This window comes from Vibrio sp. 1641, from assembly GCF_033339995.1.
GTDB classification, from domain to species: domain Bacteria; phylum Pseudomonadota; class Gammaproteobacteria; order Enterobacterales; family Vibrionaceae; genus Vibrio; species Vibrio alginolyticus.
Genome location: NZ_JAWOVP010000008.1, coordinates 50,263 through 74,406 on the forward strand (window position 1 = coordinate 50,263; position 24,144 = coordinate 74,406).

Annotated in this window: 26 protein-coding genes; 20 read left to right on the forward strand and 6 right to left on the reverse strand. The window is 44.6% G+C overall.

What is annotated here, in order from left to right:
* The first annotated feature begins 50 nt into the window (after nt 1-50).
* Together uspB and R7Z47_RS16160 are read left to right on the forward strand one after the other, a co-directional pair.
* Nucleotides 51-374, forward strand: coding sequence for a universal stress protein UspB (uspB, locus tag R7Z47_RS16155; protein WP_005379169.1), 324 nt, complete (start codon nt 51-53; stop codon nt 372-374).
* A 180-nt stretch (nt 375-554) separates the two neighbouring features.
* Nucleotides 555-1,748, forward strand: a complete 1,194-nt coding sequence (locus R7Z47_RS16160) for an NAD(P)/FAD-dependent oxidoreductase (RefSeq protein WP_065274997.1) — start codon at nt 555-557, stop codon at nt 1,746-1,748.
* A 93-nt stretch (nt 1,749-1,841) separates the two neighbouring features.
* Here the strand turns inward: R7Z47_RS16160 and R7Z47_RS16165 are convergent, their stop codons facing one another.
* Nucleotides 1,842-3,185, reverse strand: coding sequence for a sigma-54 interaction domain-containing protein (locus R7Z47_RS16165; protein ID WP_005382945.1), 1,344 nt, complete (start codon nt 3,183-3,185; stop codon nt 1,842-1,844).
* A 436-nt stretch (nt 3,186-3,621) separates the two neighbouring features.
* On the opposite strand from R7Z47_RS16165, the gene R7Z47_RS16170 reads away from it, so the two are divergent.
* From R7Z47_RS16170 to R7Z47_RS16190, 5 genes are all read left to right on the forward strand, one after another.
* On the forward strand, nt 3,622-4,173 hold the full coding sequence (locus R7Z47_RS16170) for a BON domain-containing protein (RefSeq protein WP_005379174.1): 552 nt from the start codon (nt 3,622-3,624) through the stop codon (nt 4,171-4,173).
* Nucleotides 4,174-4,218: 45 nt separating this feature from the next.
* The gene (locus R7Z47_RS16175; protein WP_005379177.1) at nt 4,219-4,395 is read left to right on the forward strand and encodes a DUF1328 family protein; all 177 of its coding nucleotides are present in this window, start codon (nt 4,219-4,221) and stop codon (nt 4,393-4,395) included.
* 8 nt (nt 4,396-4,403) lie between these two features.
* Complete coding sequence (locus R7Z47_RS16180; protein WP_005379178.1) at nt 4,404-4,601, forward strand: hypothetical protein; 198 nt, start codon at nt 4,404-4,406, stop codon at nt 4,599-4,601.
* A 104-nt stretch (nt 4,602-4,705) separates the two neighbouring features.
* Entirely contained in the window at nt 4,706-5,137 is a 432-nt protein-coding gene (locus tag R7Z47_RS16185) for a hemerythrin domain-containing protein (protein WP_154204927.1), read from the forward strand.
* A gap of 144 nt (nt 5,138-5,281) precedes the next feature.
* Nucleotides 5,282-6,946, forward strand: coding sequence for a diacylglycerol kinase family protein (locus tag R7Z47_RS16190; RefSeq protein ID WP_062730778.1), 1,665 nt, complete (start codon nt 5,282-5,284; stop codon nt 6,944-6,946).
* Nucleotides 6,947-7,147: 201 nt separating this feature from the next.
* Here R7Z47_RS16190 and R7Z47_RS16195 read toward each other — a convergent pair whose 3' ends face one another.
* Both R7Z47_RS16195 and R7Z47_RS16200 read right to left on the reverse strand, forming a co-directional pair.
* Nucleotides 7,148-7,546, reverse strand: coding sequence for a hypothetical protein (locus R7Z47_RS16195; protein WP_005379193.1), 399 nt, complete (start codon nt 7,544-7,546; stop codon nt 7,148-7,150).
* Between the two features lie 148 nt (nt 7,547-7,694).
* Nucleotides 7,695-8,132, reverse strand: a complete 438-nt coding sequence (locus R7Z47_RS16200; RefSeq protein ID WP_005379194.1) for a DUF2383 domain-containing protein — start codon at nt 8,130-8,132, stop codon at nt 7,695-7,697.
* 361 nt (nt 8,133-8,493) lie between these two features.
* Here R7Z47_RS16200 and R7Z47_RS16205 point away from each other — a divergent pair, with 361 nt between their 5' ends.
* Genes R7Z47_RS16205 through R7Z47_RS16220 form a run of 4 tightly spaced genes read left to right on the forward strand, consistent with a single transcriptional unit; the run spans nt 8,494 to nt 10,735 of the window.
* Nucleotides 8,494-8,742 carry a hypothetical protein gene (locus R7Z47_RS16205; RefSeq protein ID WP_005379196.1) on the forward strand — a complete coding sequence of 83 codons (249 nt, stop codon included), beginning with the start codon at nt 8,494-8,496 and terminating at the stop codon, nt 8,740-8,742.
* Between the two features lie 48 nt (nt 8,743-8,790).
* The gene (locus tag R7Z47_RS16210) at nt 8,791-9,303 is read left to right on the forward strand and encodes a phage holin family protein (protein WP_213963092.1); all 513 of its coding nucleotides are present in this window, start codon (nt 8,791-8,793) and stop codon (nt 9,301-9,303) included.
* Entirely contained in the window at nt 9,293-9,619 is a 327-nt protein-coding gene (locus tag R7Z47_RS16215) for a hypothetical protein (RefSeq protein ID WP_213963091.1), read from the forward strand. The genes R7Z47_RS16210 and R7Z47_RS16215 overlap by 11 nt, the downstream gene beginning before the upstream one ends.
* A gap of 45 nt (nt 9,620-9,664) precedes the next feature.
* Entirely contained in the window at nt 9,665-10,735 is a 1,071-nt protein-coding gene (locus R7Z47_RS16220; RefSeq protein WP_213963090.1) for an AI-2E family transporter, read from the forward strand.
* A gap of 18 nt (nt 10,736-10,753) precedes the next feature.
* Here R7Z47_RS16220 and R7Z47_RS16225 read toward each other — a convergent pair whose 3' ends face one another.
* Together R7Z47_RS16225 and R7Z47_RS16230 are read right to left on the reverse strand one after the other, a co-directional pair.
* Nucleotides 10,754-13,201, reverse strand: a complete 2,448-nt coding sequence (locus R7Z47_RS16225; RefSeq protein ID WP_262606840.1) for an EAL domain-containing protein — start codon at nt 13,199-13,201, stop codon at nt 10,754-10,756.
* 195 nt (nt 13,202-13,396) lie between these two features.
* Complete coding sequence (locus R7Z47_RS16230; protein ID WP_262606841.1) at nt 13,397-14,302, reverse strand: DMT family transporter; 906 nt, start codon at nt 14,300-14,302, stop codon at nt 13,397-13,399.
* Between the two features lie 168 nt (nt 14,303-14,470).
* Between R7Z47_RS16230 and rmuC the strand changes: the two genes are divergently transcribed.
* The 7 genes from rmuC to tatC all read left to right on the forward strand — a co-directional run bounded on the left by rmuC (nt 14,471) and on the right by tatC (nt 20,659).
* A complete protein-coding gene (rmuC, locus tag R7Z47_RS16235) occupies nt 14,471-16,003 on the forward strand; it encodes a DNA recombination protein RmuC (protein ID WP_262606842.1) in 1,533 nt (510 codons plus the stop codon).
* A 77-nt stretch (nt 16,004-16,080) separates the two neighbouring features.
* Complete coding sequence (ubiE, locus tag R7Z47_RS16240; protein WP_005379210.1) at nt 16,081-16,860, forward strand: bifunctional demethylmenaquinone methyltransferase/2-methoxy-6-polyprenyl-1,4-benzoquinol methylase UbiE; 780 nt, start codon at nt 16,081-16,083, stop codon at nt 16,858-16,860.
* A gap of 11 nt (nt 16,861-16,871) precedes the next feature.
* Nucleotides 16,872-17,507, forward strand: a complete 636-nt coding sequence (locus tag R7Z47_RS16245; protein ID WP_005379213.1) for an SCP2 domain-containing protein — start codon at nt 16,872-16,874, stop codon at nt 17,505-17,507.
* Nucleotides 17,504-19,138: a ubiquinone biosynthesis regulatory protein kinase UbiB gene (gene ubiB, locus R7Z47_RS16250; protein ID WP_005379226.1), complete on the forward strand. Its 1,635-nt coding sequence runs from the start codon at nt 17,504-17,506 to the stop codon at nt 19,136-19,138. Before R7Z47_RS16245 ends, ubiB begins: the two co-directional genes overlap by 4 nt.
* A 52-nt stretch (nt 19,139-19,190) precedes the next feature.
* Nucleotides 19,191-19,436 carry a Sec-independent protein translocase subunit TatA gene (gene tatA / locus R7Z47_RS16255; protein ID WP_005382958.1) on the forward strand — a complete coding sequence of 82 codons (246 nt, stop codon included), beginning with the start codon at nt 19,191-19,193 and terminating at the stop codon, nt 19,434-19,436.
* A 3-nt stretch (nt 19,437-19,439) separates the two neighbouring features.
* Nucleotides 19,440-19,838: a Sec-independent protein translocase protein TatB gene (gene tatB / locus R7Z47_RS16260; RefSeq protein WP_262606843.1), complete on the forward strand. Its 399-nt coding sequence runs from the start codon at nt 19,440-19,442 to the stop codon at nt 19,836-19,838.
* 68 nt (nt 19,839-19,906) lie between these two features.
* On the forward strand, nt 19,907-20,659 hold the full coding sequence (gene tatC, locus R7Z47_RS16265) for a twin-arginine translocase subunit TatC (protein ID WP_171343029.1): 753 nt from the start codon (nt 19,907-19,909) through the stop codon (nt 20,657-20,659).
* Nucleotides 20,660-21,118: 459 nt separating this feature from the next.
* On the opposite strand, the gene R7Z47_RS16270 is transcribed toward tatC, so the two are convergent.
* On the reverse strand, nt 21,119-21,880 hold the full coding sequence (locus R7Z47_RS16270) for a TatD family hydrolase (protein WP_203345744.1): 762 nt from the start codon (nt 21,878-21,880) through the stop codon (nt 21,119-21,121).
* A gap of 184 nt (nt 21,881-22,064) precedes the next feature.
* Here R7Z47_RS16270 and hemB point away from each other — a divergent pair, with 184 nt between their 5' ends.
* Nucleotides 22,065-23,126 (forward strand): porphobilinogen synthase, encoded by a 1,062-nt coding sequence (gene hemB / locus R7Z47_RS16275; RefSeq protein ID WP_031777176.1) that lies wholly within the window; start codon nt 22,065-22,067, stop codon nt 23,124-23,126.
* A gap of 127 nt (nt 23,127-23,253) precedes the next feature.
* A complete protein-coding gene (locus tag R7Z47_RS16280) occupies nt 23,254-23,688 on the forward strand; it encodes a GNAT family N-acetyltransferase (RefSeq protein ID WP_005379245.1) in 435 nt (144 codons plus the stop codon).
* Nucleotides 23,689-24,144 lie beyond the last annotated feature (456 nt).

A 24,144-nucleotide genomic window follows, 5' to 3' on the forward strand; every position in this document is an offset into this window, starting at 1 on the left:
GTTGATCGTCTTTTTCTCTTGAGCATTGTTGAAGATGTAGGGAGGAAAAGATGATCAGTGGAGACACAATCTTATTTGCGCTAATGGTGGTAACTGGAGTTAATATGGTCCGGTATCTCACCGCTCTTCGTTCTCTAATTTATATCATGCGTGAAGCGCATCCGCTGTTATATCAGCAAGTTGATGGTAATGGTTTTTTTACCACTCATGGAAATGTCACCAAGCAGGTGAGGTTGTATCACTACATTAAAAGTAAAGAATATCATCATCACCACGATGAAATTTTTACTGGTAAGTGTGAAAGAGTGCGTGAATTGTTTGTTCTATCGACCGCGTTGCTCGGCGTGACGCTACTTGCGGCCTTCATTCTCTAAGAGTCGATGATCTAGATAGTTGTTCTGTCTGAGATTTTACGTACATACAGAGTGCTTAGAGTTTAAGCGCTTTTCCCTTTCGGTATTTGTCGGTAGAATGTCGCGCCTAGAAAGCAAGGATGTGCAATGTGCACATCCTTTTTTATTTTGATTCGATACCAATCAGTCTAAGAGCTACCGATGAGTAAGAAATTTGATGTTGTTGTAATTGGCGCAGGCGCAGCAGGTTTAATGTGTGCTGCAGAAGCAGGTAAGCGAGGCCGCCGTGTTTTGGTGCTCGATCATGCTAAAAAGCCAGGACGTAAAATCCTTATCTCGGGCGGTGGTCGTTGTAACTTCACTAACTACGACGTTTCAGCTAATCACTATTTGTGTCAAAACCCGCACTTTGTTAAGTCGGCGCTCTCCCAATACACTAACTGGGATTTTATCTCGATGGTGTGTAAACATGGCATTGAGTTCGAAGAGCGTGATCACGGCCAGTTGTTTTGTGTCGATGCATTTACGGCCAAAGATATCGTGAAGATGTTGTTAGCTGAGTGTGACATGCCGAACATCGAGCAGCGTTACCAATGCGATGTTCATTCGATTGAAAAAATTGATGGAGGCTTTCGTTTGCATGCTGGTACTGAGATTGTCGAATGTGAGTCTTTAGTTATCGCAACAGGTGGCTTGTCGATGCCAAAACTGGGAGCGACACCATTTGGTTATAAAGTCGCGGAACAATTTGGTCTTCGAGTTATCCCAACCACGGCAGGGCTTGTACCATTTACTCTGCATAAAGAAGACAAAGAAGACTTTGCTGAGTTATCTGGTATCGCGGTACCTGCGGAAATTACGGCTGAAGATGGCACCATGTTCAAAGAAGCCCTGTTGTTCACACATCGTGGGTTATCTGGTCCAGCAGTGTTACAGATTTCTTCATTCTGGCGGGCCGGACAAAAGGTGTTGATCAATCTTGTGCCAAACGATGATGTTGCTGAGTTATTAGAACGCAGTCGTGAGAAGCATCCAAATCAGTCACTCAAGAATACGCTTGCCAAAGTGCTGCCTAAGCGTCTGGTTGAAGTCTTAATTGAACGTAAAGAGCTAGTCGATAAACCACTAAAACAGTTCAATCAAAAGGAGCTTGCGGCGATTGTGGAGCGTCTAGAGCATTGGGATATCGCCCCGAATGGCACTGAAGGCTACCGAACCGCGGAAGTGACACTCGGCGGTGTCGATACTGATCACTTATCCTCGAAAACCATGGAATGCAAAGACATTAAAGGGCTTTATTTTATTGGTGAGGTGATGGATGTGACTGGTTGGCTAGGGGGCTACAATTTTCAGTGGTGCTGGTCGAGCGGTTTTGTTGCGGGGCAGTGGGTTTAATCAAACACCAAACACAGCCTAACTGCATAAAAGATAAGATACAAAAAGAGCACTGAGTTTTATTCAGTACTCTTTTTGTATTCCCATAGCGAGTTACTCGTCTTGATACTTTTCGAGTTTGTTATAGAGCGTTTTCACGCTAATGCCTAACTCCTGCGCTGATTCCGTTTTATTGCCTTGATTCTCTTCAAGGGTATTGAGAATGGCGGCTTTTTCTAGCTCTTCTAGCGAAACGCCCGCCGGAACAAGGTCTTCGATGCTGGTGCCTGTTTCCAATGGTGGTGTGTCGAAGATAAGATGTTCATCTCGGATGGTGTCATCAGCCAAAATAAATGCACGCTCGATCGTGTGTTTGAGCTCACGGACATTACCTGGCCAGTCGTGTGCAGCGATTTTTTGGATCGCAGAGTCAAGAATCGTTTTGGTTTTTGCCTCATTGGCGTTGCGGTGCGCGATAAAGTGCTTGGCCAGACCGACGATATCACCGCCTCGTTCTCGCAGTGGCGGTATCGTTAATGGGAAATGCGATAACCGGAAAAACAGATCTTCACGCAGGAACTGCTCCTCAATGGCGATTTTAGGATCACGGTTTGTAGCAGCAATGATGCGAGTATTAGCGATATGAACTGTATTACTGCCAACTGGGCGATACTCTCCGGTTTCTAGCACCCGCAATAGCTTCACTTGATGCTCGATAGGCATCTCGGTGATTTCATCTAAAAATAGGGTGCCGCCCTCTGCCTGCTTAAATACACCTTGGTGAGTTTTATTTGCTCCGGTAAAAGCGCCTTTCTCATGGCCAAACAGTTCACTATCAACCAATTCAGGGCTAATGGCACCACAGTTAATCGCTATAAAGGGCTGTTGTTTACGCTCACTCGCTAAGTGGATGGTCTGCGCCACCAGTTCTTTGCCTGATCCGCTTTCACCGACAATAAGGACGTTGGCTTCTGTTTTAGCAACGCGTCTGATCATACGATAGAGCTGATGCATCGGAGAGGAAGAGCCGACCAAAAGACCAAATTGGTCAAGATCGCTGGTGGACACTTTACGCCCTTGATCTTGTTTGTGTTGATAGTACTGGCTGACTTCGCTCAGGGTGTCCGTCAGAATGGCAATATCAACGGGCTTTCTGTAGTGAAAAATAGCACCCAAGTTCATCAGCTTATCCAAGTTCTCATTTGGAGCGCCAGAGCTAATGATGATCAAGTCCATATCGTAGATGTCTTCGATATTAGAAAGACGTTGATAATCTGCACTAGTAAAGTGGGCGACTTCAACAATCGCAACTTCCGGTTTGAGTTGTAGGAAATCTTCAATCCATTGGTCTGCGGCATCGATGTCATGCAGACGAAATTTGTTCAGTTCCTGGCAAGAAGCGATGGCATTTTTAAGTGATGGATCTTGTATTCTTAGAAACAGGCTTGGCATCGACATAGAAATGTCCTCTTTACTATGACAGAAACAATGTACGTGGATTATTCTCACTTCACAAGACAAAATATTGTCAGCATAGATTTAAGGATTTGTTCGGTATTTTTATGTTGTTAGCCCCTTTTTGATATATATCGGTGAGAGCCATCAGTAGATATTTCCTTTTGTTCAGATTTTTATTTTTAAAATAATAATTTTGCTATTAATTGATTCTGGAGAAATAGCCTTTCTGTTTTATCAGGTTATTTAGGCACAAGTGACGGAGGCTTTATCACCGATTAAAAATTACATTTTTTACGTGTAAATAATTCATGCTTATACTTTATTGCTCATCTCATTTTTACCTCTTTCCTTTATTAGTCACTTAAAAACAATGAGTTATAAAGTTGGCACATGGTTTGCTCCTAGGGAAGTGCAACGTCAATAAAGGAGAATTACCATGAATAACATCGCAGCTAAAATTGTACTTACGTCAGTTCTTGCTACTTCATCTACAGCAGTCTTAGCGAGTGATAAATGGGAAAAAGAATCCATGGACGCTTGGCTAGATGGTAAAGCTGAAACCACACTACTGCTAAACAGCAATCTCAACTCTTTTGATATCAATACCGATGTTGAGAATCAGGTCGTTACCCTTTCTGGTTCGGTAAACAATGATCTTGAAAAATCACTTGCCGAAGAGCTTGTTACTGGTCTTGATGGTGTGAAAAAAGTAAACAACGAATTGTCAGTAGTGAATGAAGGCAAGAAAGAAACTGATTCAGAAGCTTTAGCTACACTGACCGATTCTAAAATCACGACTATAGTTAAAACGCGCCTACTAATGGATACCAATGTGAGTGGTACGGATATTGATGTAACGACAGAACGCAAAACGGTAACGTTGGCAGGTAAAGTTAATTCAGATGCGGAGCATGATCTTGCAATTTCAATTGCAAATAACACCAATGACGTAAATAAGGTGATTGATAAGCTAGAAGTGGTTCAATAATAGCGAGCCGAGTGATTTAACCCACTTTTATTAGGAGGTAACACTATGGTTCGTTGGATGTTTATTTTTCTGGCACTGGCACTAATTTCTGCACTATTAGGCTTTACCGGTATTGCAGGAGCTGCTGCCTCTATCGCGCAAGTGATATTTTACCTATTCCTATTGTCATTAATTGTATCAATAGTGATTGTTCTGCTGGGAAGAAAAAACGTAAATAGATAGGAGATTCCATGCGACTTACGTCATTTATTTACCGTATCGCCGCAGTATTCGGTTTGGTGTTTGCGTTGGCAGCTTGTAGTGAAGAAGGGCCAATGGAACAGGCCGGCAAAAAGATAGATGAAGCCGCCGAAGAAACCCAAAATGCGATTGAAGATGAATGTGAAAACATTAAAGAAAACCTAAACGCTGAAGACCAAGACTGTTAGCCGAATTAGGTTAGGTTTTTTACGCATAGCTATGTAAGAGAGGGGCGGTCAATCACCGCCCTTCCTTTTGTCCCAATTGTTTACAATCAGGTAAGGAGTCAAAGATGAAAAACATATTTGATGTACTGAAAGAGAGTCATGAAAAGCAACGCCTTTTACTCGATGCTCTGATGGAAACGTCTGGAGATTCCCCTGCTCGTGAAGAGTTTTATCACAACCTTAAAGAGGAACTCGAACAGCACGCAGCGGCAGAAGAGCGGTTTTTCTACGCGCCTTTAATAGATAGCGATAAGACCATTGATCTCACTCGCCATGGCATCGCAGAGCATCATGAAATTGATAAAGTGATTGCACAGCTTGATGCAACCGATATGAGCTCGCCAGCGTGGCTCAACCTAATGAAAACCTTGCGTCACAAAGTGTTGCACCATCTTGAGGAAGAAGAGCAGCGTTTCTTCCAGTTAGCCGGTAAGGTAATGACCGATAAGGAGAAAATGAAACTAGCGGATGGTTATGTTGAAGAGATGGCAAGCTAGGTAGAGTGTTGGACCTTTTCGTGCCATTTCGGCACGGGAAGGCACTCAATCAAGGCGTTTACTCAAGTTCATGTATCCAAGCTCAATCCCCCGCGTATTCTAACTTCCACTAAAAAGTGCACTCGCTGAAGGCAAGGAGAGCGAATGTTTATCATCAAATATTATATTCTTGGCGCTCTGATCAGTTTATTGGCCGCTATCTATACGCCTCAAATTATCGTTAGTCTGCTGTTCTTGTGGATATCTCTTTCTTTAGCGTTGGTCAGCGTAGCCTACGTATTCGACATTCCCTCTATTTTTAGAAAAAACCAAGATGGCAAGATTGTCAGGTGGATTCGCTGGGCATTCATCCCATTTCTATTGGGGGCTAGAGCGTATAACGCCTGGGAAAGACGGCGTGATACAGTGCCTCCAATCCAAAAAGTCAGCGACAATTTATACCTATCTCGCCGTTTGTTTCAGAGTGACTTAGATTTTCTCGAATCCAATGAAATCTCTTGTATTGTCGATGTCACCGCAGAATTTGCAGGCCTTGAAAGTGCGATGACCGACAAGCAGTTTCATTACCTTTCGATTCCGGTACTCGACCACAAAGCCCCAACGCTAGAGCGCCTTCGCCATGCGATTAACTGGATTGATACTCAAATCTCGTGCTCGCGGGCAGTGGTTGTGCATTGTGCGTTAGGGCGTGGTCGTTCAGTGTTTGTTGTGGCGGCGTATTTACTGAGCAAAGACCCGTCACTGACGGTTGAATCCGTGATGAAAAAAATCAATGACGTACGCAGTACCGCGAGATTGAATAAATTACAGATTAGAACGTTACGAGCGATCAGTGAAAAAGGCGTACTAGGGCTGGATCAATCCACTTGGATGGTGGTTAACCCTGTTGCAGGTGGCGGAAAATGGGAGGAAAACGAACAGCACTTGATTCGTGAACTAACCAAAAAATATCGCTTGAGTATTCATCAAACCACCACAAACCTCAGCGCCGAGCAGCTAACACAACAGGCAAAAGAAAGTGGAGCTAAGCAAATCATCGTAGCTGGTGGCGATGGCACAGTAACAGAGGTGGCGAGCCAATTGGTGGATACCGACCTAAAACTCGGTATTGTTCCGCTCGGAACTGCCAATGCGTTATGTCATGTGCTCTATGGCGTTGGCGCAAAATTCTCACCGGTCGAAAAAGCGTGTGAAGCGTTGCTTGGCGGACACTGCCAACGTATTGATACTGCGGAATGTAATCAGCGGCTTATTTTGTTGGTCTTAGGCATTGGGCTAGAACAGAAAATGATCGAGCACGCTCAGCGAGAAGAGAAAAATGTTTTTGGACAACTCGCTTACCTCACTGGCTTTTTTAATGCTGTAGTGGCGGAAGAAACGCAAGCTTTAACCGTTTCGTTAGACGCTCCAACTGAAGATGGAAACCACGACAATAATACACAAACGCTTGAAGTCCATAGTTTTGTCGTTGCGAATATCGCTCCATTTAGTACGTTGCTTGCCCAAGGTGGTGATGCGCCGCAGCCTGATGATGGCAAGCTGCATATCACATATTTAGATAACACCGAGTCTTTAGGCGGACGTCTTATCGCCTTGTCGGATCTGACATTAACGAGCGTAGGCGCACAGGAAGAATCGACACATTTTCAATACGCGACGGCTCAGAGCGTCACTATTTCTGCGAATAAACCGATTGAGTATGTGATTGATGGTGAACTGTATTCTGATGAGCAACTAGCAATCAAGCTGCGTCCAAAGTCATTGAACGTATTTGTTCCAAGCCAGAGACGTAAATCAGCTTCGCTTTAACACTGTAATCCGCGGATAACGCGCCATTTGCTTCGTATTCTACATGGCGCTTTTTCTGTGTTGTTTGATGATTTGGTGTGCGTCGTAAAAAGGCTATCAAGGTCGCTGCGTAGTAGATGCAGCGGCTTTTTTTCTACCTGCACCTTTTACTAGGTTGATTGGGGATGTGGTTTAAACAAAGTGAAAGAAGGGCGAGTACAATTACTCACCCTGAGGTAAGTGCTTTTCAATTTCATCGTTTTCAACTTGTAAAGCAGCTAACCAATAAGAAACAAGTGCGGTTAAGTTGGTGTCGTCAATGGCTCTAAGCAGGGCTTTTAAATCATCTAACAGTAATTTATTCATAAAATGCATTTCTTTGTAATTGCCTAACTCGGCAACGCCGTATTCGGTGGCATTTTCTGCAATGAATTGTTCACCATCTTGATCGAAGAACAGCTTCGCCATCTTTTTGATCATCACTTTTTCTATTTTCACGAATCGATATGCCGCTCTTGCGAGTGTCATATGTGATTGCGGGTTAACGAGAGGCAAACACGTTTGGCGATGGTGTGTCATTTTTACGAGTAGCTCCCTTACTCGATTGTTATCCAATGTCATAGTGACCTCTTTATTTATGACTATTGTCGTGGGACATTTCTCGTGATGGTTATGTTAATGCGCCTGTGGGCTTGTCAGAAATGGCCAAAGCAAGTTGGCCATTTCTTTGCTCAATACCGAGCTTTATTGCAAAGGCGACCACCAGGTTTTAGCTAATAAGGCTGATGCTGCTGAGTTTTTCTTTGCAGCTTTTTATATCGCTACGGACTTTCAGCAGAACCGAGTTATCCGCCTGCTCTGGGTGGGAAGTAATCAAATTCTCAATCTCTTTGAGTACCTTGCTTTCGACACCTTCAAGCTGTTCTAAATACATTGACTCTTTGTCAGAGGACACTTCCTTCATCACGTCGCTGTAGACCTCACGCGCCTTGATGGTGTAGGAAACCGGAGTGTCGTCGGCAGATTCTTCATTGTTACTTGCTAGAGAGTATGGAGTGAGCTCAATGACTGCACGCTCACGTACTCTGAGCAGTTCTACCAACACATTATTCAAAGAAGTGTTGTCGATGTTCTCGATGGCCTTGTTGTAAATTTCATTTCCGCTTTCGATAAGCTCAATGATTGAGGCGATGTTTTCATTTTTCATATGCCACTCCTTATTTACTGGTGATAGGGGTGTTTGAGTGTATGGAATACAAACACGATGTTTCATCTTCAATAGCAGGTTGTATGCCAATGAGTTTTAAGTCTTATTAATCAGTGACTTAATATCTTTTTTTGCAATAACTTGCTAACAGTCGGTAAGGCGCTAAGAAAAAATTACAAGAATGGCGGGGAAAGCTTGGAAAGAATTACACGTACAGATACGACTTTTTATCGAAATGAAAATAAAATCAATAAAAAACAATAACTTAAAATTCTGGCATGGATATGGCTTTGTAGGGAATAAGTGAGGTCAGACATTGTTTCACTTGATTCACTATTCAACTCATTAATGGAGGCTAGTTATGGCTACTACAAAAGAAAGCACAGTAAAACCTCAAGAGCAGTTAGAAGAAGCATATCACTTAGCGGAACAAGCCACGACGGAAGCCGTTGGCGCGATGAAAGACCAAGCCAAAGAGAAGCTGGATGTAGGTGCGCAGCAAGTTCAGCAGGCGACTAAGTCGGCAGAAAATGTAATCAAGGAGCGCCCATTGCTGAGCATAGGCTGCGCCTTCCTTGCTGGTTGGGCGGTTTCGAAGCTGATCAAATAATAGTGGTCACCAAGGATTAAGCCACACAACAGAAAGGCGAGGCTTCACATGAATAACTCAGGGCAAGTTACCAATCAGCAATCAGGCTCGGCGGCTTCAGACAACGGCCGAGCCCCTGATGGGGCAGAAGAACAGGATATCCAACAGACCATTAATGGTTTGAGCAGCATTCTTGCGCAATTGGACCAACTGACGACATCGCTAAAAGCATGGTCAGGTTCAACGTTGGATTTGTTCCTCTTGGAGATGAAAGTTAACGTGTCCGCAGTGCGTCAGATTTTGCTGTGTACCGTTGTTTTTACTCTATTGTCGGTATTGTTCGTATTCAGTTTGTGCCTTGCCTCTGGGGTGGTGGCTTATCAGTTAACTGCCAACGTGTATGTTGCCGTGGGTGTATTTATCACATCATTAGGCTTGGCATTATTTGCTTTAGCCTGGTGGCAGAAGCGTTTAGTTGGATTTCTTGGATTCAAAAATACGACAGAACAATTACAGGAGGGGTGGGATGCGCTCGCTACAAAAGCTCAATCGAGCCATGCGGATCAAGCGGATGGAAGGTAAAGCATCTCTAGAGCAATGTTGTTTGTCGATGGAAATGTTCACGTTTACCACCAAGAAGTTTGTGAGAGAAAACCCTTGGACGACATTAGGCATTAGTGCTGTCGTTGCCGTTACCGCAGCAAAAGCAAGTCGATTGTCTCGACTGACTTCTTCTATTTCGTCAATGGGGCTATTGGTTAGCAGCGTGTCTGATATTACCGATTCGCTCACAAAGCCGGTCGCGGCAGCTTCTCTGGATGAGTCAGGTGCGGAGCAAAATGGAAATGCAGCAACACAAGTAAGTAACGCTGCGACGACAGAGGGCGAACCACTCTAATAGCGGATTTCACCGCAAAATTTTCTTACCGATTCTGAGCTTATTATGACAGCGAAATTGAACATTCCTGCCAACACTGCGATTGGTGCAACGCTTCTCGTCCTGTTACTCGTCCCAGGGCTGTATTTTGCCAAGCCAATATTGTTACCTATTGTGCTTAGCACCTTTATTTCTCTGCTGTGCAGCCCTTTCATTAATTATCTTGAAGACAAAGGCTTACCACGTGCTATTACCGTCGTGTTGACGCTGTCATTTCTAGTTGGCGCCTCAATTATTGGTCTTGCCGCCATGTCGGAGCCCGCCAAGCAATGGTGGTCTGAGCTGCCCAGTATCGTGAAAAATGTGTCGCAAGAAGTGAGTGAAGTGACTAAAGCTTCGGCTGATCACCTTAATACTCCATTGAATATCACCACCGATATGAGTATGGATGAGGTCGGGAACAACACCGTATTTTCTTTGGTAAAAACGCTCGCGACCACTACGCCGACGATTTTGACACAAGCGATGATCGTGCTGTTTATGGTTTACTTTATGCTCAATCATGGACGAAGCTTATTTCGAAAGTCAGTGTCTTACTTACATGGGTTCGCCAAACAGCGCCAAGCGATTGAGTTGGTCAAAGCGCTACAGAAAGACCTATCTCGATACATTGGCACCATCACTTTAGTGAATGCGGGGCTGGGGTTGAGTGTTGGGGCCGTGTTTTTTGTTCTAGGCCTTGAAGATCCATTTCTATGGGGCGCATTTGCAGGCGTGATGAATTTTGCGCCGTACCTCGGCCCTGTCATATCCATGGTGAGCTTTGGCTTTGTTGCTTATCTTCAGTTGGAGTCGGTCAGTTTTATGCTGACGGTGGTGTCTATCTATTTACTGCTCAATTTGATTGAAAGTCAGTTTGTTACACCAACACTATTGGGGAAAAGGTTTAACTTAAACCCGTTAGTGATTTTTGTTTGGCTTGTTTTTTGGGGCTGGCTTTGGGGCGGAATGGGACTATTGATCGGTGTGCCGTTGCTGGTTTGTATCAATATTTTGGTTGATCGTCTAGAGCTATGCCAATCAACCCAAAATCAAGCAAAACAAATCACCTCCGCGGACGTGGCACCGCGAGAGTGACTTGAGGATCAAGCTGGTTCAACGAAACAGTTTTTCAGCGCTCACTGGCTGACTAAACAAATATCCCTGACCATAAATACAGCCTTTTTCGAATAAATAATCGGCTTGTTCCCGAGTTTCTATCCCTTCCGCGACGACTTTCAACGACAGCGTTTTTCCCATGGCAATAATGGCATTCACAATCGCGTTGCTGTCGCTATTACTTGGGACATCACTGACAAATGAGCGGTCAATTTTCAGTTTGTTGATTGGCAAACCTTTCAAGTAAGACAAAGACGAATAGCCAGTTCCAAAGTCATCCAGAGAAATCTCAATACCCAGCTCTCGTAATTGATTTAACGATGCAATGGCTTGTTGAGGGTCGATCAGTAAAAAGCTCTCTGTGATCTCTAAATCTACCCGTTGGGCAGGGTATCCGGTGTTATCGAGGATAGTACTTAATCGCTGAATGAAATTTGACTGCTGAAGCTGCAACGCAGAAACATTGACGGCGATTTTGCCAAACTCGATGCCTTGGTCTAGCCAAGCATTACCTTGCAAACAGGCTTGTTGTAACACCCACTCACCAATGCTTTGAATCAGCCCTGTTTTTTCTGCAATTGGAATAAATTCTGCTGGTGGTACAAGGCCAAACTCTGGATGCTGCCAGCGTAATAAAGCTTCCACGCCGACAATCGTATTTTGTTCCAAATTGTATTGCGGTTGGAATTCTAACCGGAGTTGTTGTTTTTCTATTGCTTGATGCAAAGCGGATTGAATGCGTACATGGGATACGGATTTATCGGTCAAATCCGGTGAGTAAAACGCGTAGCCGTTGCGTCCATTTTTCTTCGCTAAGTACATCGCGGTGTCTGCGTTTTTCAGTAAGGTTTCACTGTCTTGACCGTCTCTTGGGTACAAGGCAATACCAATACTTGTCGAGACACGAAGTGAGTCATGGTTTGCCAAGTCGAATGGTTGCTGGAATACGCTTAGAATATCGCCGACGGTTTCCAGTAAGGCAACATCACTATGGATGTCTGGCAAAATAATCACAAATTCATCGCCGCCAATACGAGCCACATGCGCATTGAGGTGAAGCACATCTTGCAGACGAATCGCTAACTTAGACAGCAATTGGTCACCACAGAAGTGGCCCATGCTATCGTTGATGTGTTTGAAATGGTCGATATCTAAGAATAGGGTGGCAAACGTCTGCTGGTTTTTGTGTCCGGTTTCGATGTGTTGTTCGAGTAAGCTGAGTAAATGGGTGCGATTAGGTAGATTGGTTAATGGATCGTAAAAAGCCATGCGCTGCAGCTTTTCTTCGTGTGCCTTACGCACAGAGATATCTTCAAACACACAAATGTAGTTAATAAGGTGGTTTTTATCGTCCATTACGGCGCTAATGGTCGCTAATTGCGGATAAATGCTGCCATCTTTCTTTCTGTTGATGAATTCGCCTTTCCATTGGCCTTTGTTTTCGAGTTGATGCCACAACTGTTGATAGAAGCCTTGATCATGATGGCCTGAGCGCAGAATTCGTGGGTTTTTTCCTATCACCTCTTCAGAGCGGTAACCTGTAATTTGGGTAAAAGCCGTGTTTACATCAATGATGTTGGCATTGCGGTCTGTAATGACCATGCCTTCTTGCGAATTGTTGAAAATTTGGGACGCTAAGGAGAGCTGCGTTTCTACCATTTTTCGGCGGGTGATGTTACGTGTCATCCCCAGAATGCCGATTAAGTTTCCCGCATGATCACGGACAGGAGACTTAATGGTTTCTAGCCAAGTGGGGTTATTGTTTTCATCAATTTGACGGCATTCTTCAACAATATTTTGCGTGCCAGTGGCTACCACCAATTTATCGGCATCAATGAATTTTTCCGCACGTTCATGGCTAAACAGGGCAAAATCGTCTTTTCCAATGATTTCACTGTTGGTTTTTTGCCACGCGTTTTCTACGCTTCGGTTGGTCATCGAATAAAGGCCATCCATGCCTTTTATCCATACGTGGTCTTCAAGGCAGTCGATAAACTCTTGTAGTGTAGGTGTTGGCTTTATTTCCGCGCTTTGATGTCGCGTTTGTTCTTGCTGACAGTGCAAGTTGATATCAAAGCTGATCCGCCCCGCGATTGCGCTTAGCCATGCCGAAACAACCGTTGATTGATCATTAGGGTGAGTCAGTGTCAGTACGGCAAGCAATTCGCCATTAGGTAGCCAAATCGGTCCAATGCTCAAGGTTTGCTCTTCAAAGGGGGTATGGCTAACTGTAAAATCTGTCGGCGTAAAGTGATCGACAACTTGCGTTATCACATCGACGATAGCACGATGATTTTGGGTTGAGGTGGACACCTCAGTCGATAGCCACTGCTGAGTATCGCTCAGAGTATAAAGCTGTCCCTGAGCTTGAGTTACATCACAGCATTGTCGCAGAGCGTGTTGCCAGTCTGCCATCAAAGGCGAAGGAATAGCGAAGCGAAACATAAATTAATAACGAGTCCTAAATCGCCCAAAGGTAATTATATTAGAATCTAGCGTAAGCTATTGGGCTTTGTGAGTATCGTATCCAACGCGTAGCTAAATCCTAGCAGCGTAAAGTGCTTTCTATCATTAAAATGTTATCTATATCTCTTTTTTATCCAACTTATTGCATCTTTTTTTAGGGCTTTTGATAGGTGATTAAGAAGCGTTTACCGCTTTGGTTTTCTTACCCCATGAGACTTGCTGAATGACTAAGCCACTGATGATCAATACCAGGCCAATCAAGGTTGAAGGATGAATTTCTTCGCCGATGATGGTAGCTAACAACATGAGTGAGATAAATGGAGAAGCAAAGATCAGATTACTGATACGCGCGGTGTTTTGCGTTGATTTGAGTGCGCTCAGCCACAAAACGAAAGTGATCCCCATTTCAAACAGTCCGACATACGTCACCGCTGCCCAGCCTTTAGCTGAGATCATCTGCCAGTTCGCACCTTCATAAAGACTTAAACCAATGGCGAATGGAATAGCGACCAAAAAGCCGAGCAGAACGCCAACCACAGGGTCCGCCTTATTTTTGGTATTTAAAATCCAGTAACCGGCCCACAGCAGTGTTGATAGCAGCGCAAGACCAACACCCAACGGGCTCTCAAATTCCATGCCTAAAAGATTGCCTTGTGTGGCAATCACTATCACGCCGACATAACTAAAACTGCAAGCCAGCCAGTCCTTACCACGGATCTTTTGTCCTAAGAAAACAGCGGCCATTAGCGTTAAGGTGATGGCCCAGCTGTAGTTGATCGCTTGGGCCTGAGATGCGGGCAGCAAGTCATATGCTTTGAACAGAATAACGTAATACGCCAAAGGGTTAATCAACCCAAGCAGTAGGTAATACCAAGGGTTTGAGAAAAATGTAGCGCTTAACTGGCCCAGTTTACCTTGCACACCACAGATTACTGTTAGTGCAATCGCAGAGACGATGCTGGCAATGCATAGCATTTGAATCGGCGTAAATTCTGCCAGCGTGAGTTTAAATGCGGTTGCAACGGTAGACCAAAGTAATACTGCTGAGAGCCCAAATCCTAGGGCGCGACGCTCGTTCATGATGCCTCTGCGTGATGATGTGCCGCTCGGTTTGGATAATTTGAGCGGAAGAAAGAATATTATAGGAAGGCCTAGTGTATGCGAGGATTTTTCATCCAACAAACTGGACATTTATCCAGTGTCTAAATACCATTGTTATAGATACAAAACACAGGCTAACTCGCTATTATGCAATGGATTCTTGAGTACCAATCTCTCATTCTCTCTTCTCTTTGTGCTGCCACGCTTAGTGGTGTCGCTGCCGGTTGGTGGGTGAAACAGCGTTTTATCACCCAAACTCAGCTTCTCGAGCAACAACTTTTTTCAGAAAAACAGCTTCATCAACAGCAACTTGAACAGGTCAAGCAAAGCCTTGCCGATGCTCAGCAAGAGTTGGATGAATTAGATGATGAGCGCGATAAAGCCGCGTTTGAAGTGCGTCAAACGCACGGAAAGCTGATGGCAGCTATGGAAAAACTGCGTTACTTCGAGGCCGTAAAGCAAGAGCGCCAGCAATACTTTGATGAGCTTGGTCAAATGCGTGAACACAAATCACGTCTAGAAACGCAACTGCGTGAACAGCAAGCTCGCCATGAGCAAATTAACCAAGCTAATGCCGAAAAACTGCAAATTTTAGAACAAGCGGAAGCACGCTTGAAACAACAATTTGAGCACTTGGCCAACCAATTGTTTGAAGAAAAAACCGCGAAGGTCGATTTGCAAAACCGTCAGAGTTTAGAAGGCTTGTTGTCACCGCTTAGAGAACAGTTAGAAGGGTTCAAAAAGCACGTTAATGACAGCTTTAGCCAAGAAGCTAAAGAGCGCCATACCCTAGTGCATGAGCTGAAAAACCTGCAACGTTTGAACGAGCAAATGACGCGCGAAGCGGTTAATTTGACCCAAGCGTTGAAAGGGGACAACAAACAGCAAGGTAACTGGGGCGAAGTGGTGCTCGCTAGGGTACTTGCCGAATCTGGCTTGCGTGAAGGGCACGAATATCAGACTCAGGTGAACTTACAAAATGAAGCAGGCAAGCGTTACCAACCTGATGTCATTGTGCATCTCCCACAAAACAAACAAGTGGTTGTGGATTCTAAAATGGCGCTGGTTGCCTATGAGCGCTACTTCAACGCCGAAACTGATGCTGAGCGCGATCAGGCTTTGAATGCGCACTTAGCTGCTCTACGTGCACATATCAAAGGGTTAAGCATGAAGGACTACCACAAACTCAAAGGTATTCAGAGTTTGGACTATGTTCTGATGTTTATCCCGGTTGAGCCGGCGTTCCAAGTCGCGATTCAAGCCGATCCAAGTTTGATCAAAGACGCGATGGAGCAAAACATCATTTTGGTGAGCCCAACAACGTTGCTGGTGGCACTGCGCACCATTGATAATCTATGGCGCAATGAACGCCAAAATGAAAACGCCAAAATGATTGCGCAGCGTGCGACAAAACTCTACGACAAATTACGATTGTTTGTAGACGACATGGAGGGGCTCGGCGGTGCGCTGGATAAGGCGAATCAAAGCTATCAAGGTGCGATGAACAAGCTTGCCACAGGGCGCGGAAATGTGATTCGCCAAGCCGAAAGCTTTAAATACTTGGGAGTTGAAATTAAACGACCGATTTCTTCCGACCTCGCACAGTTAGCGCAGAGTGATGCATTTTCAGAAAATGACCCGTTAGTAGAAAGACATCCGGCTGAGGATAAAGTAAACTAATCGCCCGCAGTGCAGTGGGCGATTTTATTTGTCAACAAACGCCCCGTAGAGGAAAGCGCTGCCTAAGAGGAATTAGAATGACGGACACAAGTTTGCAATCCAATACAGCGTTAGAGAATGAAACCACTCACTTTGGTTTCTCTACAGTGGCAAAAGACGAAAAAGTGACTAAGGTTGCCGAAGTATTCCACTCCGTGGCAACAAAATACGACATCATGAATGACCTGATGTCAGGTGGTATTCACCGCCTTTGGAAGCGCTTCACTATCGATTGTAGTGGCGCTCGCCCTGGCCAGCGTATTCTTGACCTAGGTGGTGGTACGGGGGATTTGACGGCGAAATTCTCGCGCATTGTTGGCGATGAAGGCCATGTCATCCTTGCCGATATCAATAACTCAATGCTTAACGTTGGTCGCGATAAACTGCGTGACAACGGTATTGTGGGTAACGTGCATTACGTTCAAGCCAACGCAGAAGAACTGCCGTTCCCTGATGATTATTTTGATGTCATCACCATCAGTTTTTGTTTGCGTAATGTGACAGACAAAGACAAAGCGCTTCGTTCAATGTTCCGCGTACTGAAGCCAGGCGGCCGTCTATTGGTGTTGGAATTTTCAAAACCAGTGCTAGAGCCGTTATCGAAAGTATACGACGCATATTCATTCCACTTGTTGCCGAGAATCGGTGAGCTAGTTGCGAATGACTCAGAGAGTTACCGCTACCTAGCGGAGTCAATCCGTATGCATCCAGACCAAGAAACGCTGGAAGGCATGATGCAAGACGCAGGTTTTGAAAACACCAAATACTACAACTTAACTGGTGGTATTGTGGCTTTGCATCGCGGTTATAAATTCTAAGGGTTAACGGCATGCCATTTGAACCACTTATCACCGCTGTGATTGAAACGTCACTGAATACACTGATCAAAGACGACCCTGCATTGGGCCGTCGTTTAGCGCGTCTAAAAGGCCAAGTTATTCAAGTTCACCTGAAAGAGATCAATAAAACACTGACATTCGTTTTTAGTCAGCAAATTGATGTGCTTGGTCATTACGAAGGGCAGCCTAACTGCTATCTATCGCTCAACTTGAGTGTGTTACCAGAGCTGCGCGATCAGGCCAACATCACTCGTCTTATTAAACAAGATAAACTTGAACTCGAAGGCGATATTCAATTGGCGCAGAAATTCTCTCAGTTGATGGTGGATTGCAAACCAGATGTTGAAGAGTGGTTGTCTCGCGTGACTGGCGATGTCGCCGCACATACCTTTGTGCAAGGTTCAAAAAACATCGGCAACTTTCTTGCGTCTCAAGCAGAAAAACACCAGCGTCATCTTGCGCAAGTAGTGACTGAAGAATGGAAACTGGCTCCCGCTCCGTTAGAAGTGGCCTATTTCTGCGACCAAGTTGATGAGGTTCGCAGCCAGGCTTCTCGTATTGAAGCTCGTTTAACGGCTTTGCTGAATAAGCTGGATGCAGATAAGCCTGCATTGGAGAAACCATGACGCCAGCAGAACTAAAGCGCTTATACCACATCGCCAAAGTACAACTGGAATACGGCTTAGATGAGCTGCTTCCCGATCACCAACTGACCAAAGCGCCGCTTTTACTGCGCAAAAGCTTGTTTTGGATTAAGAACAAGCACCCAGAAAAACCACTCGGTGAACGTCTGCGTTTAGCACTGCAAGAGCTGGGGCCGGTTTGGATTAAGTTCGGTCAGATGATGTCGACGCGCCGTGACTTATTTCCTCCGCATATCGCTGATCCCCTAGCTTTACTTCAAGACCAAGTCGCGCCTTTTGATGGCGAGTTGGCAAAAAAGCAGATGGAGCAAGCATTAGGTGGTCCGTTAGAAAAATGGTTTACCGAGTTTGATATTAAGCCTCTCGCGTCTGCGTCGATCGCTCAAGTACATACTGCGCGCATAAAAGACACTAACCAAGAAGTGGTATTAAAGGTTATCCGCCCAGATATTCGCCCAGTCATTGATTCAGATCTAAAACTGATGCACCGAATGGCGCGTATAGTCGCCGGAGCGATGCCTGAAGCACGTCGTTTAAAACCAGTTGAAGTCGTGCGTGAGTACGAGAAAACCCTGCTTGATGAACTCGACTTGCGACGTGAGGCGGCGAATGCCATTCAGTTGCGCCGCAACTTTGAGGGCAGCGAAGAATTATATGTTCCTGAAGTTTTTCCCGACTTCAGTAATGAAACTGTCATGGTTTCTGAGCGAATATATGGCATTCAAGTCTCTGATATTGAAGGCTTGAAAGCAAATGGCACCAATATGAAATTGCTCGCGGAACGCGGTGTGAGTGTGTTCTTCACTCAGGTGTTCCGAGACAGCTTTTTCCATGCCGATATGCATCCGGGTAATGTGTTCGTCAAACCCGAACATCCAGAGAACCCAATGTGGATAGGGCTAGATTGCGGAATCGTTGGTACACTTAATAGCGAAGACAAGCGTTATCTGGCGGAAAACTTCCTGGCGTTTTTCAATCGTGACTACCGCCGAGTGGCGGAGTTACATGTGGATTCAGGGTGGGTGCCTGCGGATACCAATGTCGATGAGTTTGAGTTCGCGATTCGCATTGTGTGTGAGCCTATTTTTGCTAAGCCATTGTGCGAAATCTCCTTTGGTCATGTGTTGTTGAATTTGTTCAATACGGCACGTCGATTCAATATGGAGGTTCAGCCACAGCTTGTACTGTTGCAAAAAACGCTGTTGTACGTGGAAGGGCTTGGTAGGCAGCTATATCCTCAACTTGATTTGTGGGAGACCGCAAAACCATTCCTGGAGGAATGGATGATGAATCAAGTTGGGCCACAAGCTCTAGTGAATGCGATTAAAGACCGCGCACCATTTTGGGCAGAGAAATTACCTGAACTGCCAGAGCTACTTTACGATAGCCTGAAACAAGGTAAAGCGATGAATCAACGTATGGATCAGCTTTATCAAGGGTATCGCCAGAGCAAGCGCCAGCAGGCGACAGGAAAGTTTTTGTTTGGCGTTGGCGCGACTTTAGTCGTATGCTCGGCAATATTGGTGAACGATGCTTTTGAGCAGCTTTCGTTGGCCTGCGGTATCGCAGGTGTCACATTTTGGCTGCTTAGTTGGCGAGCTTATCGTCAATAGACGTTAAACTCTTGAAATATTTTTGTTTGTTTAAAGACCCGAGGTAAAGAGAATGGGTGGTATCAGTGTTTGGCAACTTCTAATCATTGCTGTAATTGTTGTATTGCTATTCGGAACAAAGAAACTACGCGGTATCGGTGGCGATCTGGGTGGTGCCGTTAAGGGCTTCAAAAAAGCGATGAGCGAAGATGAACCTGCGAAAAATGACAAAGACGCAGACTTCGAACCAAAAAGTCTAGAAGAGCAGCAGAAAAAAGAAGCTGCTCCTGAAACGAAAAAAGACAAAGAGCAGGCGTAAAACGTGTTTGATATCGGTTTTTGGGAACTGGTATTAATATCTGTTGTTGGTCTGGTCGTTCTTGGGCCGGAGCGTTTGCCTCATGCTATTCGCAGCGTGTCTCGCTTTATCGGTGCCGCTAAGAGTATGGCAAATAGCGTCAAAGACGAATTGTCACACGAGCTGAAAGTCCAAGAGCTGCAAGAAAACTTGCGCAAAGCAGAACAAATGGGGATGGATGATTTGTCCCCTGAGTTGAAATCTTCAGTTGAAGAGTTGAAGAAGGCAGCGCAATCTGTAAATCGTCCTTACGCAAAGAACATCGATTCAGAGGCTGAGCCTGTAAAAACAGAGCCAGCAGTCGAAGAGGCCGTGAAAGCGCAAGAGAGCAAGGTTACAGCGGCAGATAAGAAAGCCGAATAGTCTCATTAGGAGGAGCTACTAGTGATTGGTAGCTCCTTTTTGATCTGGTTTTTAATAAGAGGTTTGCCATGTCTACCGTCGAGCAGACACAACCTTTAATTAGTCATTTGTTGGAGCTTCGCAACCGACTACTGCGCTCAATCCTCGCAGTGTTGGTCGTGTTTGTCGGACTAATTTATTTCTCTAACCACATTTACGAGTTTGTTTCCGCACCTTTAGTAGAACGTCTACCTGAAGGCGCGACCATGATTGCTACGGATGTAGCGTCACCTTTTTTTACGCCACTTAAGCTGACGTTAATTGCTTCGGTATTTATTGCGGTGCCGTTTATCTTGTATCAAGTGTGGGCATTTGTAGCGCCAGGTTTGTACAAGCATGAACGTCGATTGATCATGCCATTGCTGTTCTCTAGTTCGCTATTGTTCTACTGTGGAGTGGCATTTGCCTACTTCGTGGTATTTCCATTGGTGTTTGGCTTCTTTACCGCCATCTCTCTTGGTGGAGTAGAGTTTGCAACTGATATCTCGAGTTATCTCGACTTTGTGCTGGCGCTATTTATGGCGTTTGGTATCGCATTTGAGGTGCCTGTTGCGATTATTTTGTTGTGTTGGACTGGGGCCACTACACCAGAAGATTTAAGACAGAAACGTCCTTATATTATAGTGGCTGCGTTTGTCGTAGGTATGGTGTTAACGCCACCAGACATGATCTCGCAAACCTTACTCGCTATTCCGATGTGTTTACTGTTTGAAGTCGGTTTGTTCTTCGCGCGTTTTTATACTCGTCGAAGCGAAGAAGTAGAAGCGGAAACCAAAGAATAAGGCTAATCTAGATGTGAAAAGCGGCTCAATTGAGCCGCTTTTTTTGCGGTTGGTTTTTTCTTGGGCTAATTACTTAACTTTCATGACGTAACCACATTTTGTGCATACGTATACTTCCTTGATGCCCAGCAGCTTTTGAAAAAAACTGCGCGGTACGCGTTGTAAGTAAGCACCATGTGTACACACTTCAACTTCCATATTCATGCTGTTTTACATTTGTGCTAATTAATGGGCGTAAATCAGTATAGAAAAATAATGTGTCGAGTTGTCGACAGTTTTGCAAAGCGGACGAAGTAAAGTGACGATATGAGAAGTAAGTAGAGTTGCTAGTTAATTATTATGTTTATCAATAATTTTGTATGGATTGTTCTACTATTTCAACGGGTTGAATCGTTCATTCAATAGTTTAGGTGATAAAAAAGCGACGTTGATTTCGTCGCTTTTTTCAATTCTCGTGAATTAAATATTAAACAGCGTTTTGGCATTCTCAGTCGTTATGGCATCGATGGTTGCGATGTCGACATCACGCAAGTCGGCAACACGTTGTGCAACGAGAGAAGTGTAGGCTGGTTCATTACGTTTACCACGGTGTGGCACCGGCGCTAAATATGGACAGTCGGTTTCTAAAATGACCCACTGCATATCCAAATGTGGAATGACTTTATCCATCCCGCCATTCTTAAAGGTTGATACGCCACCCAAGCCTAAGTGGAAGCCTAGCTCATTGATTGCTTGTGCTTCTTCTAAGCTGCCTCCAAAACAGTGGAATACACCACGCAGACGACCATCTTGCTCTTGTCGTAGCAAAGTGAGTGTTTCTTCAATCGAATCACGAGTGTGGATAACGACTGGTAAATCCATCTCTTTTGCCCAGTTAAGTTGAGCTACGAACGCCATTTCTTGCTCAGCACGATAGGTTTTATCCCAATATAGGTCGATACCAATTTCGCCCACCGCAATAAACTTGTGTTTCTCAAACCAACCGCGGATGATCTCCAACGTTTGTTCAACATTGCTGTCCACATAACAAGGGTGCAGCCCCATCATTGAGTGGCATACGTCAGGATATGCCGCTTCGGTTTTTAGCATGGGCTCAATTGAGTCCAGATCGATGTTTGGCAACAGGATTTTATTAATGCCTTGCGTTAAGGCGCGTTGTACTACTTCATCGCGGTCGTTATCAAATTCGCTAGCATAGATGTGCGCGTGGGTATCGATCATCGTTACTCTCTGTGCTTCATGGTTGGTTTCGTATTCGAAGTATACTTGAGTGTGAGTGCTGGGTCATTTTCAGTTTTTTTCATTACCTTTTTCCAGATTGTCACTCGCAACATGCATCAAGAGTGATATGATTTTGTTCACCAGATGATTTGATCATCATAACCGTCCAGACAAGGAGAAAATGGTGTCTGTATCAATTCAAGGTCCATTCCCTGCACGCCGTATGCGTCGTTTACGTAAGCACGATTTTAGTCGTCGTTTGATGGCTGAGAACCAACTTTCTGTTAATGATCTGATTTACCCAATGTTCATTCTTATGGGTAAAGATCGTCGTGAGAGCGTGGAGTCCATGCCGGGTGTAGAGCGTTTGTCGATTGATTTAATGCTAGAAGAAGCACAATACCTTGCAAATCTAGGCGTTCCAGCAATCGCGCTTTTCCCTGTCGTAAATCAAGACGCTAAAAGCTTATGTGCTACTGAAGCCTACAACCCAGAAGGTTTGGTTCAGCGAGCAGTACGAGCGCTTAAAGAACACATTCCTCAAATTGGTGTAATCACAGACGTGGCACTCGACCCATTCACGACACATGGCCAAGACGGCATCATCGATGAAGATGGCTACGTAATGAATGATGAAACCACAGAAGTATTGGTTAAGCAGGCTTTGTCTCATGCAGAAGCGGGTGCTGACGTAGTCGCGCCTTCAGACATGATGGATGGCCGAATTGGTAAGATCCGCGAAGCATTAGAAAACGCGGGCTACATTCATACTCAAATCATGGCTTACTCGGCTAAGTACGCATCGAACTACTACGGACCATTCCGTGATGCGGTTGGCTCTTCTTCAAATCTAAAAGGCGGCAACAAGAAAAACTACCAAATGGACCCTGCAAACATTGACGAAGCGATCCATGAAGTGGCGCTAGACATCAATGAAGGTGCGGACATGGTGATGGTTAAACCTGGTATGCCATACTTAGATGTAGTTCGCCGAGTTAAAACCGAACTTCAGGTACCGACGTTTGCTTATCAGGTGTCTGGTGAGTACGCGATGCATAAAGCGGCGATCATGAATGGCTGGCTCAAAGAGCGTGAAATTGTGATGGAATCACTATTGTGCTTCAAACGTGCAGGTGCAGATGGCATCTTAACGTACTTTGCGAAAGACGTTGCTGAGTGGTTGGCAGAAGAGAATGCACAAACTGCTCAACACCTAAATCGTACTCCGGAAGCGACAGAAGAGTAATTATCGCTCAGTGAGAAATACCAGACCAACAAGAGTTGTTCGTCTGTATATACCCAAGTAACCTCAGGCGGATTACAACAGTAACAATCCAAGGTGCTTGGGTATTTTTATTTTGGAGAAGAGAACAATGACAATGCTGATTCGTGAAGGCACATTGGAAGAAGCACTTCAAGTTGTGGCGCGTGTTACCGAGTTTTCGAAAGGAGAAACGGTAGACTCCATGACTCAACGTTTAGAAGAGAAAAACAGTTTAATCCTCGTTGCAGAAAAAAATGGCACGATTGTCGGCTTCAAAATAGGTTACGAATTAGAGGATGGTGTTTTCTATAGCTGGTTAGGTGGTGTTGTCCCTGAAGCTCGAAATGAAGGCGTGGCACAGCTGCTTTTGGAAGCTCAAGAGGATTGGGTGGCAGAACAAGGCTACAACACATTAAAAGTGAAATCTCGAAACCAGTTTCCGGCTATGCTTCGCTTGTTATTGAGAAATGGCTATATCATTGAAAAGTTTGAAGAAAAAGTAAATCTTCGAGAGTCTCGAGTGCATTTCATTAAAGCAATGTGAAAATAAATGAGATTTTTTCTCATTTAACTGTTGACTACGAAATGAGAATCATTATTATTAAACCTGTCTTAGGGAATGAGGAAAGTTCACAAGGACGTTGAGTGACTTATTAACAGAAGTTAATTAACTGAAAGTTGAGAAGTGATGAAACATTTTTCCGAGAACTTGCACGAATTCTTTTTGACACGACATTGCTCACATTGCTTCCAGTGTAATTTATAGCTTCTTGGTTAAGCTGCTCTATTTACAGAATTTGCTTTACCACTTCTGCTAGGCGACCCCATTCGGGTCGCTTTTTTCTTTTCTACGATTTCTATTTGACGTCACTATTAATATCTTTTCCACATGCGATGATCATTTTAGGATCGTTGATCTTCTCGCCGTCATGCGAATTTATTATTACAAATCAATAGGTTGAGTTGGTGTTTTCTTGTGTTTTTTGTTATTGGATAACCA